The following is a 17,525-nucleotide window of genomic DNA, read 5'->3' as shown; positions in this document are numbered from 1 at the left end:
TGCCGCAACGTTCCTGACTTGCGAATCGCTGACCTGCCGAATGGTCATCCGCCAAACGAGAAGGCCGCCTTGCGGCGGCCTGTATTGGCAGATCTTGTTGTTCTCTGGGGTGAAGCCTGTCAGTTGGTGTACACCGGCCCCACGCCGAGGCCCCAGACAATCACGGTGAACGCCATGATGGCCACCAGTACCACCAGACCCACCGCCAGCACCGAGCTGGAAAACAGAAAACCTTCGTCTGACGGTATGTTCATGAACGTTGGCAGCCCCACGTACAGCAGATACACCGTGTAGCAGATGGCCGCCGTGCCGACGATCATTCCCAGCCACATGTGTGGATACAGCGCCGCCAATCCGCCGACGAACAACGGTGTCGCGGTGTAGGTGGCGAAGGCCACGCAACGGGCCAGGCTCGGGTTGGCGTCATAGGTGCGGGCCATCCAGTGCACGAAGGCCCCCATCACTGCGACCCCGCCGAGCATCGCCAGGTACGACATCACGGTCATCCAGATCGCACTTTCGACGGTGAGCATCACCGGTGCGCGGTTGCCGATCACCCAGCCGACCTGCGTGGTGCCGATAAACGCTGAAACCGCCGGAATTGCCGCCAGGATCAGCGTGTGCGTCAGGTACATGTGGCTGATGCTTTCCTCTTGGTCGCCACGGATTTCCTTCCATTCCTGATCGGGGTGGGTAAAAAGTCCCACTACGTGATGGATCATGCCAGTCACTCCTCTTGTTATTGCCATCGCCCCCCAACGGAGCGCCTACGGGCCAAGGTGGCCGAGCAAATACAGGTCTTCAGATGTGTGCGACCTTATGTCGCAGTATAGAAAGGACTTAACCGCACAGGGACTAGGGGCTTAGAGCAAATCGCGCTGTAAACAGGGGGCGTAATCGCAGTTATCTCTGTAGGAGCTGCCGAAGGCTGCGATCTTTTGATCCTGGTTTTTTACAATCAAAAGATCGCAGCCTTCGGCAGCTCCTACAGGGTGCGTCCGTCAGGACGCTTCGCCGCTGGTGGGTTTTTGCGTAAAATGCCCGCCTTTCGTCACACCTCACGGATTTCGCGTCATGGGCACTCTTACGGTCAACCAGAACAAACTGCAAAAGCGCCTGCGCCGCCTGGCCGGCGAAGCGGTCGCCGATTTCAACATGATCGAAGACGGCGACAAGGTCATGGTCTGCCTGTCCGGAGGCAAAGACAGCTACACCATGCTCGACGTGCTGCTGCACCTGCAGAAGGTTGCACCGATCAAGTTTGAAATCGTCGCGGTGAACATGGATCAGAAGCAGCCGGGCTTCCCCGAGCACGTGTTGCCGGCCTACCTGAAAGAGCTGGGCGTCGAGTATCACATTGTCGAGAAAGACACTTACTCGGTGGTCAAGGAACTGATTCCGGAAGGCAAGACCACTTGCTCGCTGTGCTCGCGCCTGCGTCGCGGCACGTTGTACACCTTCGCCGACGAAATCGGCGCGACCAAGATGGCCCTCGGTCACCACCGTGACGACATCGTCGAGACGTTCTTCCTCAACATGTTCTTCAACGGCACCCTCAAGGCGATGCCGCCGAAGTTGCGCGCCGACGACGGGCGCAACGTGGTGATCCGTCCGCTGGCCTACTGCAACGAGAAAGACATCCAGGCCTACTCGGACTTCAAGGAATTCCCGATCATCCCGTGCAACCTCTGCGGTTCGCAGGAAAACCTGCAGCGTCAGGTGGTCAAGGAAATGCTTCAGGACTGGGAGCGCAAGACTCCGGGCCGAACTGAAAGCATCTTCCGCAGTCTGCAGAACGTGGTGCCGTCGCAACTGGCCGACCGCAACCTGTTCGACTTCACCAGCCTGAAGATCGACGAGACGGCGGCTTCGCGCTTCGTCAACGTGGTCAACCTCTAATCACCACCTGTAGGAGTGAGCCCTGTGGTGAGGGGATTTATCCCCGATGGGGCGCGAAGCGCCCCCAGAAAAGCTGAGGCTGCTGCGCAGCCCATCGGGGCGGTGCGACGTTTCGCTAAATCCCCTCACCACAGGGCCCGCTCCCACATGGGTTTCTTCGTTTCATTCAATAGGAGAGGGCATGCGCGATTACAAGTGGCTGCACGAATACTGTCTGAACCGCTTCGGTTCGGCGGCTGAACTGGAAGCCCATCTGCCCGTTCCCAAGACTCCCGCGCAACTGCGCAAGATCAGCGACGATCGTTACCTCTCGACCATGGCCCTGCGTGTCTTTCGCGCCGGGCTCAAGCACAGCCTGGTGGACGCCAAGTGGCCGGCCTTCGAAGAAGTGTTCTTCAAGTTCGACCCGGAAAAAGTCGTGCTGATGAGCGCCGAACACCTCGAACGCCTGATGCAGGATGCGCGGATCATCCGCCACCTGGGCAAGCTCAAGAGCGTGCCGCGCAATGCGCAGTTCATCCTCGATGTCGAGAAAGACAAGGGCAGTTTCGGCGCGCTGATTGCCGACTGGCCGGTGACCGATATCGTCGGTCTGTGGACCTACCTGAAAAAGCACGGGAGTCAGTTGGGCGGGCTGTCGGCGCCGCGCTTTCTGCGCATGGTCGGCAAGGACACCTTCGTGCCGAGCTATGACGTGGTCGCCGCGCTGAATGCACAGAAGATCGTCGACAAGGTGCCGACCAGTCTGCGCGATCTGGCGATTGTGCAGAATGCGTTCAATCAGTGGCATGAACAGAGTGGCGGGCGGCCGATGAGCCAGATTTCGATGATGCTGGCTTACACCGTCAATCATTGAATCGCTAAAAGATCGCGGCCTTCGGCAGCTCCTGCATTTGGAATGCGTTCCCCTGTAGGAGCTGCCGAAGGCTGCGATCTTTTTCTATCAGGCGACGGCAATCTCGCCTTCGCCCGCGAGTTTGCGATTCAACTGATACCGCCACCGCACATACAGCAGTGCCGAGCAGAACAGCGCCAGGCTCGCGGCCATCTCCAGCACGCCAAACAGTTGCCGGTTCGGGTCATACGCTGCCAATGCGCCCTTGATGAAATACAGATTCACCACAAAGCACATCCACGAGTGCGCACGCGCATTGCCCATCAGCATGCCCGGCGCGAGGATCAGCCACGGGATCAGCTCGACCAGCAGGATCACCCACGGTCGGGCGCCGTGCAGGTCGGCAAACACCAGGTAGTAAGCGGCGAGCAGCCCGGCGAGGCCGAAGAAGCACAACAGGCTGACGACCCGCATCGCCTTGACGCGAGGTTCGAGCCACTCGACGGAGGGCAGGACTCTCGGCTTCTTCGCCACCCTCAGCCCTCCAGTTTTTGCGCGGTTTTCGCCAGACGCAGGCCGAGTGCGCGACACAGCGCCATCTCGTGCTGATCCAGACCTTTTTTGCCATCGGCCCCGGCGTGGTGGCTGGCGCCATACGGCGTACCGCCGCCCTGGGTTTCCAGCAGCGCCGACTCGCTGTACGGCAGGCCGGTGATCAGCATGCCGTGGTGCAACAGCGGCAGCATCATCGACAGCAGGGTGGTTTCCTGGCCACCGTGCAGGCTGGCGGTGGAGGTGAAGACGCCGGCCGGTTTACCCACCAGCGCACCGGTCAGCCACAGGTTGCTGGTGCCGTCGAGGAAGTACTTGAGCGGCGCGGCCATGTTGCCGAAACGCGTCGGGCTGCCAAGGGCGAGGCCGGCGCAGTTCTTCAGGTCATCGAGGGTGGCGTAGAGCGCACCGTCTTCCGGGATGTCCGGGGCGACCGCCTCACACTCGCTGGAAATCGCCGGTACGGTACGCAGGCGCGCTTCAAGGCCAGCCTGTTCGACGCCGCGGGCAATCTGCCGGGCCATCTCATTGGTCGAACCGTTGCGGCTGTAATACAGAACCAGAATGTACGGCGCGCTCACGGCAGCAGCTCCAGGATCTGCTCCGGTGGACGGCCGATTATCGCTTTGTCGCCGACTTCGAGAATCGGCCGTTCCATCAGTTTTGGATGCTGGGCGATGGCGTCGATCAATTGCGCTTCGCTGAGGCTTTCGTCAGCCAGCTGAAGCATTTTGTATTCATCTTCTCCGGTGCGCAGCAACTGACGCGCGCTGATCCCGAGCTTGCCGAGCAGTGCCTTGATTTGCACCGCATTCAGCGGGGTTTCGAGGTAACGCACCACGTTCGGGGTCAGGCCACGGGCCTCAAGTAGTTCCAGCGCGCCGCGGGATTTCGAGCAGCGCGGATTGTGATAAAGCGTCAGATCGGTCATGGCGGGTCGCTTCTGGCGTAAAGTGGCGGCTATTCTAACTGTGCAGCGCGCAATCCAGAACCTTCAGAGGCGATGGGTCGCAGGCGCATTCAATTTTTGACCAGGGAACATGACATGACACGGCGATTGGCAGCGGCATTGACGATAATCGGGGCGTTGATGCTGGGGGGCTGCGGCAACGACTACGGCATTGACCAGAATGGTCAGAAGGTCGCGTCCGAGCGTCTGGACAAACAATGGGTAGTCATCAATTACTGGGCCGAATGGTGTGGCCCGTGCCGCACGGAAATTCCTGAGCTCAATCATTTGGCTGACGAACTCAAGAGCAAGAACGTCGGTGTGTTCGGGGTCAACTTCGACAACGTCCAGGGTGAAGACCTGAAAAGCGCCAGCGAGAAGCTGGGCATCAAGTTCACCGTGCTGGCGCAGGATCCGGCCGACCTGTTCGACCTGCCGCGCAGTGAGGCCTTGCCGGTGACCTACATCATCGACAACAAGGGCAAGGTGCGCGAGCAATTGATGGGCGAGCAGACGGCGGCGGGGGTGATGGCCAAGCTGGAGGCGTTGCAGGCGACCAAGTAGGGCAAGTGAGGTTTTGTGGTGAGGGGATTTAGCGAAACGTCGCACCGCCCCGATGGGCTGCGCAGCAGCCCTGAAACCCGAGAGCTCGGTTTACCCTGACCCTCCGAAGGGGGGGGGCGCTCTGCGCCCCATCGGGGATAAATCCCCTCACCACAGGGTAGTCTCAGCAGCAGGAGGGGGTTAACCCTCTTCCAGCCACCAGCGCAACGGCTTGCCTTCGGCCGGCCAGAAGCGCATCTGTTCGATCGGCGAGATGTCCCAGCGCTCGACACCTTGCAGCGCCTGCAGGAAGCGTTGTTCCTGCTCCATCAGCGCCGGGGCGCAGAGTTTGCGGGTCTTGCCGATCGGGCCGAAGCTCAGCTTGTCGCCTTCGAGGGTGTACGGTGCGAACCAGTGGTTGCAGCCGCCATTGCCATACGCGCGGCCATCGTCGCCGAGGGTCACGGTCAGATGGCTGTAATCCATCAATGGCCGCTCGCCGATCCACTCCAGAATGTAGCTGCGGTTTTGCTGCAATTGCACAGGCTCTGCGGCGCAGCCCACCAGAGCGGCACCGACCAGCAGCGGCAGGGCAAGGCGTTTCATCACGCAGGCTCCTGGCATTTCGGGCACAGGTGCTTGTCGCCGACGGCTTTCCAGCCCAGCTCGGCGATGCGCGCGGTGGCGGCCGGTTTCTCGGCAGTCTTGCCCAGCCTGGCGTCCACGGCAAACTCGAAGTTCAGCTCTTTGGCGCAGCTGTCGCAGTTGACCTGCCAGGTGTGGATCGCCAGTTCGCCGAACACCGGGCCAGTGGTCATCGCGGTCCATTGGCCCGGCGGATTGATCAGGTGGCGCACAGTGTCGACAGTCAGGCGCATGGATAAGTCCTTGCTGCCTTTGAGAGTGACCAACAGGACATCACCGTTGCGGATCGAGCCACCGTTGCCGGTGACCTGATAGCGGCCCGGTACGAGGGCGCGGCATTCGGTGAGGGTGTGTTGCGGGTTCATCAGGGTGTAGCGGAAATCGTGTTCGACCATGGGTCCTCCAAATCTGCGCGACATGCTAGCACGGGCTGGATTGCAGGATGGCGTACGCGTGCGACCTTCGATCCGGTTCAAATCGGCTGGCGCTCATGGCAAACTGCCGCCCTTCAATCTGAGGGAACGGAACATGGCGCTGATCGAATGTTATGAATGCAAGCGGAGCATCAGCTCCGAAGCCAATGCGTGCATTCATTGTGGCGCTCCGATGGCGGAGCAGCATGACCACAACCCGCCGCAGGCGACGGCAGCCGCCGCGACGATTTCATTCGGCAGCCTGCCGCGCAACAAATCCGTGCCTGAAGCCTTCGTCCCGGCGCCAGCCCCGGAGCCGGCGCCGAAAGTCACACCGGCCGCGCTCGGCCGCCGTCGTCGGCAACCCGAGCCCGCCCCTCAACTTCAGCCTAACGCCGACGGTTCGCGTCCGGTGGAAGGCTGGTTGAAGATCATGGTGTTCCTGCTGCCGATGGTCTTTGTCTGGTTCCTGCTGCGTAACGGTCATTCGATGAAGCAGCGCTTTTTCGGTTTTGGCTGGCTGGCGCTGTTGATCCTGGCTTCTTCGCTGTCGCCGAAGTAAACCGACAAGCCTTCAGCCTTCGATCTGGTTCTGCGGTGCACCTGCAGCCCAGGTCGCGATGTTGTGCAGGGTGGTCGCGGCAATAGCGCCCAGTGCCTCGTGGGTCAGAAACGCCTGATGCGCAGTGATGATCACATTCGGGAAGGTCAGTAGCCGCGCCAACACGTCGTCCTGCAACGGCAAGTCGCTGCGATCCTCGAAAAACAGCTGCGCCTCCTCCTCATACACATCCAGTCCCAGATAGCCCAGTTGGCCATCCTTCAGTGCATCGATCAACGCCGGTGTGTCGACCAGACCGCCGCGTCCGGTGTTGATCAGCATCGCCCCCGGTTGCAGGTGCGCCAGTGATTCGCGGTTGATCAAGTGTTTGCTTTGCGCGTTGAGCGGGCAATGCAGGCTGATGATTCGTGACTGCGCGAGCAACTCCGGCAGGCTCAGATAACGTGCGCCCAAGGCCACCACCTCGGGGTTGGGATACGGATCGTAGGCCAGCAACTGACAGCCGAAGCCGTGCATGATTTTCGCGAACGTCGCGCCGATCTGCCCGGTGCCGACAATCCCCACGGTTTTGCTCACCAGATCGAAACCGGTCAGGCCGTGCAGAGTGAAATCGCCTTCGCGGGTGCGGTTGTAGGCGCGGTGCAGACGCCGGTTGAGCGCCAGAATCAGCGCCACCGCGTGTTCGGCCACCGCATGCGGCGAGTAGGCCGGGACCCGCACCACGGCCAGTCCGAGGCGTTTTGCCGCGAGCAGATCGACATGGTTATAGCCTGCCGAGCGCAGGGCGATCAGCCTTGTGCCACCGGCAGCGAGGCGCTCCAGCACCGGCGCACTGAGATCGTCATTGATGAAGGCGCAGACCACCTCATGCTGGTCGGCCAGGGCGGCGGTGTCGAGACTGAGCCGGGCCGGTTGAAAGTGCAGTTCTATCCCGGCCGGGCAGGCGGCGCCGAGGAAACTGTCGCGGTCGTAGGTCTGGCTGCTGAAAACGAGCGTGCGCATGAATTCCTCCTGGAACCGGTGGCGAGTCAGCGTTGACGGCCACCACTTTAACGGCGAATGCCGCTGCCGGCATTGCCGTGGATCAGGCGCTGATCCTGGCTTGTGTCGCGAGGCGATTGATCGCCCGCTCCAGTTCCTCCAGCGCCGCCACGGCTTTGGGATCGCCCTGTTTGAGCAGGGTTTCACTGCGCTGACAGGCCGCGCGCAATTGCGGCACGCCGCAGTATCGAGTCGCGCCGTGCAGGCGATGCACGCGCTCGATCAGTGCGTTCTGATCGCGGGCTTCACAGGCAGCGCGAATCGCTTCGCGGTCGGCTTCCAGCGAGGCGAGCAGCATGGCCAGCATGTCGGCGGCGAGGTCCGCCTTACCGGCGGCCAGACGCAGGCCTTCCTCGTGGTCGAGCACTGGCAGTTCGCTGCTGCCCGCCGCGCTGTCGCTGGCCCGCTCAGATCCCTGATTGCGCAAGGCCAGACCGGTCCATTTCAGCACCACTTGCGCCAGTTGCCGTTCGCTGATCGGTTTGGTCAGGTAGTCATCCATGCCGCTTTGCAGCAGGGCGCGTTTCTCGTTGGCCATGGCGTGGGCGGTGAGGGCGACGATCGGCAGCGGCGTGCAATGCCGTTCGCTTTCCCACTGGCGGATGGTTTCGGTGGTCTGGCGTCCGTCCATGCCCGGCATCTGCACGTCCATCAACACCAGATCGAAAGATTCGCTCTGCACCGCTTTGACCGCCGCGTAGCCGCTTTCAACCGCCAGCACCTTGGCGCCCATGTCTTCGAGCAGGGTCTGCACCAGTAACAGGTTGGCCGGGTTGTCGTCGACGCACAGCACTTTCGGCGCGCGACTCGACAGCGGTTCGCCCGGCTCGTTGCGCGGCTGGCGCGGATTGGCCAGATCGGCCAGCGCCCGACGCAATTTGCGCGTGCAGGCCGGCTTGGCCTGGAGCTGACTGTGAGGGTTGGGTACCGAGAGATGGAACAGCGTCTGTTCGGTGGTCGGGCACAGTACCAGCACCTTGCAGCCCAGGTGTTCGAGGTCCCAGATGTGCTGGTTCAGACGCTCCGGGAGCATGTCGTTGCTGGTGATGCCGAGCACCGCGAGGTCGATGGCCTGATCGGTCTGGTGCGCGCCGGTGACGCCGTTGGTCAGGCTCTCCAGCGTATTGAACGGCGTGACATCGAGGCCGCAGTCTTCCAGTTGATGCTGCAGCGCCTGACGCGCCAGTTCATGATTTTCCAGCACCGCCACACGGCGTCCGAGCAGCGGCGGGGCCGGCAGGTCTTCGGTGTCGTCCCGGGCTTTCGGCAGGCTCAGGCTGATCCAGAATTCCGAGCCTTCGCCCGGGGTGCTGTCGACGCCGATTTCGCCGCCCATCTGTTCGATCAGGCGCTTGGAAATCACCAGACCCAGACCGGTGCCGCCGGGCTGGCGTGACAGCGAGTTGTCGGCCTGACTGAAGGCCTGGAACAACGCGCGCACATCCTGACTCGACAGGCCGATGCCGGTGTCCTGAATGCTGATGCGCAATTGCACGCTGTCTTCATGCTCTTCTTCAAGCATGGCGCGGGCGACGATGGTGCCTTCGCGGGTGAACTTGATCGCGTTGCTGACCAGGTTGGTGAGGATCTGCTTCAAGCGCAGCGGATCGCCCACCAGCGACAGCGGCGTGTCGCGATAGACCAGACTCACCAGCTCCAATTGCTTGGCGTGGGCCGCCGGCGCCAGGATGGTCAGGGTGTCCTGCAACAGGTCGCGCAAGTTGAACGGGATATGGTCGAGCACCAGTTTGCCGGCCTCGATCTTCGAGAAGTCGAGGATTTCGTTGATGATCCCGAGCAGGCTGTCGGCAGACTTTTCGATGGTGCCCAGATAGTCGAGCTGGCGCGGGGTCAGTTCGCTCTTCTGCAACAGATGAGTGAAGCCGAGAATGCCGTTGAGCGGCGTGCGGATCTCGTGGCTCATGTTGGCGAGAAATTCGGATTTGATCCTGCTCGCTTCCAGCGCTTCTTTGCGCGCCAGGTCCAGTTCGATGTTCTGGATCTCGATGGTTTCCAGATTCTGCCGCACGTCTTCGGTGGCCTGATCGACGCTGTGCTGCAGTTCTTCGCGGGCATTCTGCAGGGTCCCGGCCATGCGGTTGATGCCCGAAGCCAATTCGTCCAGCTCCTGACTGCCGAGCGGTGGCAGACGGGTTTCCAGATGACCGTCCTTGAGCTGGGCGACCGCGTGTTTGATCTGGCTCAGCGGGCGGTTGATGGTGCGGCCCATGCGCAACGCGAGCAAGGCCGCGCCGGCCAGGCCAGCGGCGATCAACAGCAGGCTGGCAAACAGGCTGCGATAACCGCGCAGCAGCATGCCGTTGTGCGACAGCTCCAGTTCGACCCAGCCGAGCAGGCGCTCGGACTCTTGCGGAATCACGTCGCCGGCGAGGTTGCGATGCTTGCCGAACACCGGCATCAGGTAACGGGTGGCGTCATTGCCGCTGCGCCGTTGCAGTTGTGCACTGTCGCCGCTGGGCGCCTGATTGAGCATGGTCGGGCCGGCGTGCGCCAGCGGTGTGCGGTCGGGGGCGAGGAAGGTGACGGCGCGCACGTCAGGCTGTTCGAGAGACTGAGTGGCGATGCGTTCCAGCAGATCGGTGTTGCCGTGGCCCATGGCGGGCGCCACCAGCGGCGCCAGTTGCTCGGCGATCATTTCACCGCGCTGCATCAATTGGGTCTGCAGGTCGGACTGTTGCATCCAGGTGAAATAGCCCCCTAGGACCAACGCCATCAGGCTGGTCGGCAACAGGGTCAGCAACAATACGCGACCTTTGATTCCCAGTTTCTTGAGCACACCCATCTCCTGCATCCCGCTGAACTGTTGACTCACACGTGCGTCCGGCACGCGACATTGGCGCAGTGTAGCGATTTGCAGGCAGGCAATCTTCGGAAAAATCATCTCGGCATCAGTCAGCAGGTCACGGTTCGTTTGTCCGGCCGGTCAACCTTGGGTTGCCCGATGGCGGGCAATCTTGAATAATCGGCCAACTGAGAATTATTAGCAGATACTCATGACTCCTGTTTCCACCGACCTGCCACGCATTCTCGCCATTGAGGACGACCCGGTGCTGGGCGCCTATGTTCACGAGCATCTGGGCCGCAGCGGCTTTGCGGTGACCTGGTGCCAGAACGGTCAGGAAGGGCTGAACATTGCGCGTCACCAGCCGTTCGACGTGGTGCTGATGGACATTCTGTTGCCGGGGCTCGATGGCCTGAAGGTGCTGACGCAATTGCGCCAGAGCCATTCGACGCCGGTGCTGCTGATGTCGGCTCTGGGCGCCGAGGCCGATCGCATCAGCGGTTTTCGCCTGGGCGCCGATGATTACCTGCCCAAACCGTTCAGCATGGCCGAACTGCATGTGCGGATCGAAGCGATCTTGCGCCGTGTAGCGCTGGATCGACGCCCGGCCGCCATTGCACCGGCTGCGATCCACGGCGCGCTGCGTTTCGACGACGAACAGTGCGAAGTCTTCTATAACCAGCAAGCCGCCGGCCTGACCCGCAGCGAATATCGTCTGCTGGAAACCCTCAATCGCAACAACGAAGAAGTGCTGAGCAAGGCCTTCCTCTATCAGCATGTTCTGCAACGCGGCTACGCGGCCCACGACCGCAGCCTCGACATGCACATCAGCCAGATCCGCCGCAAACTCAAGGCCATCGGTTACCTCGAGCGTGAAGTGCGCACGGTGTGGGGCAAGGGCTACGTGCTGAGTGCGCCTGATGAAAATCTCTGACCTGCCGGGGCGGCATTCGCTGTTCTGGAAACTGGCGTGTCTGCTGGTGGCGTTCTGTCTGCTGATGATCTGGCTCAGTTGGTCGTGGGGCCGCTACATGGAAGAGCGCAACCAGTTCCTCTCCGACGAGGCGCGCGGCACGCTGAGCCGCTATGCCGGCGAAGCCGAGCGGGCCTGGCAGCGCGCTGAGCGTGACGGGGTCGATAACTGGTTGCAGAGCATGGAGCTGCGCGAAGCCGCCTGGGTCGGGGTGATCGATCGCAATCTGCAGTCGTTGAGCAGCGATCCGCTGGATGAACAGGAAATCCAGCACCTGACCTTTTTGCGCGGCCTCGACTGGCCGATCCACAAGAAGGGTCGCCCGTGGCTGCGTGTGCCGTTTCCCCAGGACCCGTCTGCCGGCAGTCTGGTGATCGAACTGCCCGAGCGATTCCTGCCGGGGAAATACCGGGTGTTCTGGCGTGTGATCACCAACGGGGTGATTCCGGGATTGTTCACCTTGCTGCTGTGTGTCGGCCTGTATCGCTTGCTGGTGGTGCCGCTGAACAACCTGCGCGAACAGGCCAATGCCTGGCGCGCCGATCAACTGAATGTGCGCCTGTCGAGCGGCATCACCCAGCGCCCGGACGAACTCGGCGAGCTGGCGCGGGCTTTCGATTCGATGTCCGAACGCCTGCAATCCACCGTAGCCCTGCAACAGCAGCTGCTGCGCGACCTGTCCCATGAACTGCGTACGCCACTGAGTCGTCTGCGGGTGGCCAGTGAAAGCGAACAGGATCTGCGACAACTGCGCGAGCGCATCGGCCGTGAAGTCGACGGCATGCAACGGCTGGTCGAAGACACCCTGCAACTGGCGTGGCTCGACACCGAGCGCGCGCCGCTGCCGGACGAGGCGATCCAGATTCAGGCGCTGTGGGAAATGCTCACCGACAATGCCTGTTATGAAAGCGGCTGGCCGAGCCTGCAATTGCAGTGTGCGGTGCCGGCGTCGTGCTGGGTGCGCGGCCATCTCAATACTTTGGCGCAGGCGCTGGAGAACATTCTGCGCAACGCCATTCGGCATTCGCCCGAGGGCGGCCTCGTACGCCTCGATGGTCGGCGTGATGGTGATCACTGGCATTTGTGGCTGGAGGATCAGGGCGGCGGGGTGGCCGAGGGCGATCTGCAACGGATCTTCGCGCCCTTCACCCGCCTCGACGGCTCGCGCCCGGGGGATGGCGGGTTTGGTCTGGGGCTGAGCATTGCGAGGAATGCGGTGCAAAGGCAGGGTGGGATGTTGTGGGCGGAGAATGGTGGGGCGGGGTTGCGGTTGAATCTGCGGCTGGTGGCGGATGACGCTGCACTCAGTTCCGACGCCATCGCTGGCAAGCCAGCTCCCACAGTGAACTTCTGTCAGACAAACATCGTGTGAACACCTGCAACTCTGTGGGAGCTGGCTTGCCAGCGATGAGGCCATTTGCATCGCTCTGGAAACTTCAGAACTGCCGGTCTTTTGTCTCACCACTGGTGAGACTTTTACTGCTTATTCCCATAAACCATAAGCACCGCACTTTGCGTGATATGGCCTGCGAACGTTTGCCGGTATGATAGGCGCCCCCGCACGTCTGGATTGCGAATACGCCATGACCCTGCAGTACCCAACCATCGCCGATTGCGTCGGCAACACTCCGCTGGTGCGTTTGCAGCGCCTGCCCGGTGCCACCAGCAACACCCTGTTGCTCAAGCTCGAAGGGAACAACCCGGCGGGTTCGGTCAAAGACCGTCCGGCGCTGTCGATGATCACCCGTGCCGAACTGCGCGGGCAGATCCACGCCGGCGACACGCTGATCGAAGCGACCTCGGGCAACACCGGGATTGCGCTGGCCATGGCCGCCGCGATCAAGGGTTACAAGATGATCCTGATCATGCCGGACAACTCCAGCGCCGAGCGCAAGGCGGCGATGACCGCCTATGGCGCCGAGCTGATTCTGGTCAGTCAGGAGGAGGGCATGGAAGGCGCTCGCGATCTCGCCCAGCGGATGGAAGCCGAAGGCCGTGGCAAGGTGCTCGACCAGTTCGCCAACGGCGATAATCCGGAGGCGCACTACACCACCACCGGCCCGGAAATCTGGCGTCAGACCCAGGGCACCATCACCCATTTCGTCAGTTCGATGGGCACCACCGGTACCATCATGGGCGTCTCGCGCTACTTGAAAGAGCAGAGCGACAGCGTGCAAATCATCGGGCTGCAACCGATGGAAGGTTCGGCCATTCCCGGTATCCGTCGCTGGCCGCAGGAATACCTGCCGAAGATCTATCAGGCCGACCGCGTCGACCGTATCGTCGACATGGCGCAAAGCGAAGCCGAGGACGTCACCCGGCGTCTGGCCCGCGAAGAAGGCATCTTCTGTGGCGTGTCCTCGGGCGGTGCGGTGGCAGCGATGCTGCGCCTGTCCAAAGAAGTTGAAAACGCGGTGATCGTCGCGATCATCTGCGACCGTGGCGACCGTTATCTGTCGACCGGCATTTTCGACGCGCCCAACTGATGGCCAAGCACGAGAGAGGCCTGCGCTTCCAGCCCACCGGCGGCAGCAAGGCCGCGCAAATTCCGACCGGCAAAAAACAGCGCTTGAACATCGAGCGCCTGGCCAATGACGGTCGCGGCATCGCGTTTTTCGAAGGCAAAACCTGGTTCGTCCTCGGCGCCCTTGCCGGTGAAGAGGTCGAGGCGCGGGTACTTGGCGCGCACGGCAAAGTGGTCGAGGCGCGCACCGAGCGCGTGTTCAAGGCCAGCGAGTTGCGTCGCCCGGCAGCCTGTCAGCACGCCGGCCGCTGCGGCGGGTGCAGCGTGCAGCATTTGCCCCACACCGAACAGCTTGCCCTGAAACAGCGCATGCTCGCCGAGCAGTTGTCGAAGGTTGCCGGGGTCGCGCCTGACGAATGGGCTAAGCCGTTGACCGGCCCGGAATTCGGCTATCGCCGCCGCGCGCGGATCGCCGTGCGCTGGGACATGAAAGCCAAGCAGCTTGAAGTCGGTTTTCGCGCCGCCGGCAGCCAGGACATCGTCGCCATTAACGAATGCCCGGTGCTGGTACAGCCCTTGCAACCGATCATGACCCGTTTGCCGGAGATGCTCCGCCGTTTGAGCAAACCGCAGGCGTTGGGGCATGTCGAGTTGTTCAGTGGTTCATCGCTGGCGGTGTTGTTGCGACACATGGCGCCGCTGTCCGAAGCCGACCTGACGATCCTCAAGGATTTCTGCCAGTTCCATGCAGCGCAACTGTGGCTGCATGGTGACAGCGAGCCGCAACCGGTGGATGCCACGCAGGCGCTGGGCTATCGCCTGAAGCAATGGGATCTGGATCTGGCCTGGCGGCCGGGGGATTTCATTCAGGTCAACGCCGGGGTCAACGAGGCGATGGTCGCGCAGGCGCTGGACTGGCTGAAACCGACCAGTGACGAGCGAGTGCTCGACCTGTTCTGCGGTCTGGGCAACTTCGCCTTGCCGCTGGCCAAATGCGTGCGTGAAGTGGTGGCGGTAGAGGGCGTGCAGACCATGGTCGACCGCGCCGCTGCGAATGCCGCTAGCAACAATTTGCATAACACAAAGTTTTTTCAAGCCGATTTATCCCAGCCTTTGACCGATGCCCAGTGGATCGGAAACGGCTTTTCTGCGGTACTCTTGGACCCACCGCGTGACGGTGCTTTCGAGGTGGTGCGCAAGCTCGCGACCCTGGGTGCCAAACGGTTGGTGTATGTATCGTGCAACCCTGCAACTCTGGCGCGCGATACGGTCGAATTGATCAAGCAGGGCTACCGGTTAAAACGTGCCGGGATTCTCGATATGTTTCCTCAGACGGCACATGTCGAGGCCATGGCGTTATTTGAAGCGAGCCAGGATGGCTCGTCTGAATCCGTCTGACCTGTCCGGGCGGCGCTCGCTTTAGCCCCGCGAGCGCATACGGGCATTGAGGGTCAGCGATTTGACGCATTGAATCTGCGTCGTAGGGAAGGTAAAGCAGCATGGTACAGGTGAGAGCACACCAGCCGATCAACACTGACGGCAGTATCAATCTCGAGGCTTGGCTCGATCACGCGGTCAGTGTCGACATGGCACTGGATCGCGAAGCCTTGAAAGAAGCCTGCGAGTTCGCTCGCGAGGCCGAACAGCAGTCCAATGCCAAGAAGAATCTGTGGGCCGAAGGCTCCGGCAGTTTCAGCACGGGACTGGAGATCGCCGAGATCCTCGCCGACCTCAAACTCGATCAGGATTCGCTGGTCGCGGCAGTGCTTTATCGCGGTGTTCGCGAGGGCCAGATCGAGCTCGCGGCCGTTGGCCAGCGCTTCGGCCCGGTGGTGGCCAAGCTGATCGACGGCGTGCAGCGCATGGCGGCGATCAGCGCCAGCCTCAGCCCGCGCCAGTCGATGGTGATGGGCACCCAGGGCCAGGTGGAAAACCTGCGCAAGATGCTCGTGGCGATGGTCGACGACGTCCGCGTCGCGCTGATCAAACTGGCCGAACGTACCTGCGCCATTCGTGCGGTGAAAACCGCTGATGACGAGAAGCGCAACCGCGTTGCCCGGGAAGTCTTCGACATCTATGCGCCGCTCGCGCACCGACTCGGCATCGGTCATATCAAGTGGGAACTGGAGGACTTGTCCTTCCGGTACCTGGAACCCGATCAATACAAACAGATCGCCAAGCTGCTCCACGAGCGACGGCTGGACCGTGAGCGGTTCATCAGCGATGTGATGACCCAGCTCAAGGACGAACTGCAGGCCACCGGCGTCGACGCCGACATCAGCGGCCGGGCCAAACACATCTATTCGATCTGGCGCAAAATGCAGCGCAAGGGTCTGGAATTCAGCCAGATCTACGACGTGCGCGCCGTGCGCGTGCTGGTGCCGGAAATGCGCGACTGCTACACCGCGCTCGGCATCGTCCACACCCTGTGGCGGCACATCCCGAAAGAATTCGACGACTATATCGCCAACCCGAAAGAGAACGGCTACCGCTCGTTGCACACCGCGGTAATCGGCCCGGAAGGCAAGGTGCTGGAAGTACAGATCCGTACGCACTCGATGCACGAAGAAGCCGAACTCGGCGTCTGCGCGCACTGGCGCTACAAGGGCACCGACGTCAAATCCGGCTCCAACCACTACGAAGAGAAAATCTCCTGGCTGCGGCAGGTCCTCGAGTGGCACGAAGAGCTGGGCGATATCGGTGGTCTGGCCGAACAGCTGCGGGTCGATATCGAACCGGATCGGGTGTACATCTTCACCCCCGACGGCCACGCCATCGATTTGCCGAAGGGGGCGACGCCGCTGGACTTCGCCTACCGCGTGCACACCGAAATCGGTCACAACTGCCGGGGCGCGAAGATCAACGGGCGGATCGTGCCGCTCAACTACAGCCTGCAGACCGGTGAACAGGTCGAGATCATCACCAGCAAGCACGGTACGCCGAGCCGCGACTGGCTGAACCCGAACCTGGGCTACGTCACCACCTCGCGGGCGCGGGCGAAGATCGTTCACTGGTTCAAGTTGCAGGCCCGTGACCAGAACGTCGCGGCCGGTAAAACCCTGATCGAGCGCGAACTCAATCGCCTCGGTCTGCCGGCGGTGGATTTCGACAAGCTGGCCGAAAAGGCCAACATGAAGACCGCCGAAGACATGTTCGCCGCCCTCGGTGCCGGCGACCTGCGTCTGGCGCAACTGGTCAACCTCGCACAGCAACTGGTCGAGCCGGAGCGCGGCAACGAACAACTGGAGCTGATTCCGCGCAAGGCCACTGGCTACAAGCCGGGCAAGCGCGGCGACATTCAGATCCAGGGTGTCGGCAACCTGATGACGCAGATGGCCGGCTGCTGCCAGCCGCTGCCGGGCGACGCGATTGTCGGCTACATCACCCAGGGCCGCGGCGTGAGCATTCACCGGCAGGACTGCGCCTCGGTGCTGCAACTGGCCGGGCGCGAGCCGGAGCGGATCATCCAGGTCAGCTGGGGCCCGGTGCCGGTGCTCACCTATCCGGTGGACATCGTCATCCGCGCCTACGACCGTTCCGGTCTGCTGCGTGACGTCTCGCAGGTGCTGCTCAATGAGCGGATCAACGTGCTGGCGGTCAACACCCGCTCGAACAAGGAAGACAACACCGCGTTGATGTCGCTGACCATCGAGATCCCCGGGCTGGATGCACTGGGGCGCTTGCTGGGGCGGATTTCGCAGTTGCCGAACATCATCGAGACGCGGCGTAACCGTACCCCATAACGCGGTCCCCTGTAGGAGCTGCCGCAGGCTGCGATCTTTTGATCCTGAAAATCAAAGTCAAAAGATCGCAGCCTGCGGCGGCTCCTACACGGTTGAATGAGAT

General features: G+C 62.0%; 17 protein-coding genes. 9 read left to right on the top strand and 8 right to left on the bottom strand.

Annotation, left to right across the window (positions count from 1 at the left end):
- Positions 1-119: 119 nt before the first annotated feature.
- Positions 120-722: a Yip1 family protein gene (locus tag JN524_RS05620; RefSeq protein ID WP_007917515.1), complete on the bottom strand. Its 603-nt coding sequence runs from the start codon at positions 720-722 to the stop codon at positions 120-122.
- A gap of 352 nt (positions 723-1,074) precedes the next feature.
- Between JN524_RS05620 and ttcA the strand changes: the two genes are divergently transcribed.
- Together ttcA and JN524_RS05610 are read left to right on the top strand one after the other, a co-directional pair.
- Complete coding sequence (gene ttcA, locus JN524_RS05615) at positions 1,075-1,899, top strand: tRNA 2-thiocytidine(32) synthetase TtcA (protein WP_041067551.1); 825 nt, start codon at positions 1,075-1,077, stop codon at positions 1,897-1,899.
- A 181-nt stretch (positions 1,900-2,080) separates the two neighbouring features.
- Complete coding sequence (locus JN524_RS05610) at positions 2,081-2,755, top strand: DNA-3-methyladenine glycosylase I (RefSeq protein ID WP_115984165.1); 675 nt, start codon at positions 2,081-2,083, stop codon at positions 2,753-2,755.
- Between the two features lie 87 nt (positions 2,756-2,842).
- On the opposite strand, the gene JN524_RS05605 is transcribed toward JN524_RS05610, so the two are convergent.
- From JN524_RS05605 to arsC, 3 genes are read right to left on the bottom strand one after another with little or no spacing between them, the layout of a single operon-like run.
- Positions 2,843-3,268: a DUF2069 domain-containing protein gene (locus JN524_RS05605; RefSeq protein ID WP_202368768.1), complete on the bottom strand. Its 426-nt coding sequence runs from the start codon at positions 3,266-3,268 to the stop codon at positions 2,843-2,845.
- Between the two features lie 2 nt (positions 3,269-3,270).
- Positions 3,271-3,867, bottom strand: a complete 597-nt coding sequence (wrbA, locus tag JN524_RS05600; protein WP_202368767.1) for an NAD(P)H:quinone oxidoreductase — start codon at positions 3,865-3,867, stop codon at positions 3,271-3,273.
- Positions 3,864-4,217, bottom strand: coding sequence for an arsenate reductase (glutaredoxin) (gene arsC, locus JN524_RS05595; RefSeq protein ID WP_202368766.1), 354 nt, complete (start codon positions 4,215-4,217; stop codon positions 3,864-3,866). Before arsC ends, wrbA begins: the two co-directional genes overlap by 4 nt.
- Positions 4,218-4,331: 114 nt before the next feature.
- Here arsC and JN524_RS05590 point away from each other — a divergent pair, with 114 nt between their 5' ends.
- Positions 4,332-4,799: a TlpA disulfide reductase family protein gene (locus JN524_RS05590; RefSeq protein WP_027612297.1), complete on the top strand. Its 468-nt coding sequence runs from the start codon at positions 4,332-4,334 to the stop codon at positions 4,797-4,799.
- 180 nt (positions 4,800-4,979) lie between these two features.
- On the opposite strand, the gene JN524_RS05585 is transcribed toward JN524_RS05590, so the two are convergent.
- Entirely contained in the window at positions 4,980-5,384 is a 405-nt protein-coding gene (locus tag JN524_RS05585; RefSeq protein ID WP_098965082.1) for an META domain-containing protein, read from the bottom strand.
- Entirely contained in the window at positions 5,384-5,818 is a 435-nt protein-coding gene (locus tag JN524_RS05580; protein WP_202368765.1) for a hypothetical protein, read from the bottom strand. Before JN524_RS05580 ends, JN524_RS05585 begins: the two co-directional genes overlap by 1 nt.
- 133 nt (positions 5,819-5,951) lie before the next feature.
- On the opposite strand from JN524_RS05580, the gene JN524_RS05575 reads away from it, so the two are divergent.
- On the top strand, positions 5,952-6,398 hold the full coding sequence (locus tag JN524_RS05575; RefSeq protein ID WP_202368764.1) for a hypothetical protein: 447 nt from the start codon (positions 5,952-5,954) through the stop codon (positions 6,396-6,398).
- Positions 6,399-6,410: 12 nt separating this feature from the next.
- Here JN524_RS05575 and JN524_RS05570 read toward each other — a convergent pair whose 3' ends face one another.
- Together JN524_RS05570 and JN524_RS05565 are read right to left on the bottom strand one after the other, a co-directional pair.
- Entirely contained in the window at positions 6,411-7,400 is a 990-nt protein-coding gene (locus tag JN524_RS05570) for a 2-hydroxyacid dehydrogenase (protein ID WP_202368763.1), read from the bottom strand.
- Positions 7,401-7,482: 82 nt separating this feature from the next.
- Positions 7,483-10,236: a response regulator gene (locus JN524_RS05565; RefSeq protein WP_202369027.1), complete on the bottom strand. Its 2,754-nt coding sequence runs from the start codon at positions 10,234-10,236 to the stop codon at positions 7,483-7,485.
- A gap of 217 nt (positions 10,237-10,453) precedes the next feature.
- Between JN524_RS05565 and JN524_RS05560 the strand changes: the two genes are divergently transcribed.
- From JN524_RS05560 to relA, 5 genes are all read left to right on the top strand, one after another.
- Entirely contained in the window at positions 10,454-11,176 is a 723-nt protein-coding gene (locus JN524_RS05560; protein WP_202368762.1) for a response regulator transcription factor, read from the top strand.
- Complete coding sequence (locus JN524_RS05555) at positions 11,163-12,587, top strand: sensor histidine kinase (protein WP_202368761.1); 1,425 nt, start codon at positions 11,163-11,165, stop codon at positions 12,585-12,587. Before JN524_RS05560 ends, JN524_RS05555 begins: the two co-directional genes overlap by 14 nt.
- Positions 12,588-12,798: 211 nt before the next feature.
- A complete protein-coding gene (gene cysM / locus JN524_RS05550; protein ID WP_027612303.1) occupies positions 12,799-13,701 on the top strand; it encodes a cysteine synthase CysM in 903 nt (300 codons plus the stop codon).
- The gene (gene rlmD / locus JN524_RS05545; protein ID WP_202368760.1) at positions 13,701-15,077 is read left to right on the top strand and encodes a 23S rRNA (uracil(1939)-C(5))-methyltransferase RlmD; all 1,377 of its coding nucleotides are present in this window, start codon (positions 13,701-13,703) and stop codon (positions 15,075-15,077) included. Before cysM ends, rlmD begins: the two co-directional genes overlap by 1 nt.
- A gap of 101 nt (positions 15,078-15,178) precedes the next feature.
- The gene (relA, locus tag JN524_RS05540) at positions 15,179-17,422 is read left to right on the top strand and encodes a GTP diphosphokinase (RefSeq protein ID WP_007968720.1); all 2,244 of its coding nucleotides are present in this window, start codon (positions 15,179-15,181) and stop codon (positions 17,420-17,422) included.
- Positions 17,423-17,525: the final 103 nt, after the last annotated feature.

Source organism: Pseudomonas sp. MWU318 (genome assembly GCF_016756945.1).
In the GTDB taxonomy this organism is placed as follows: Bacteria; Pseudomonadota; Gammaproteobacteria; order Pseudomonadales; family Pseudomonadaceae; genus Aquipseudomonas; species Aquipseudomonas putida_A.
This window is presented reverse-complemented; position numbering and strand designations above follow the sequence as displayed.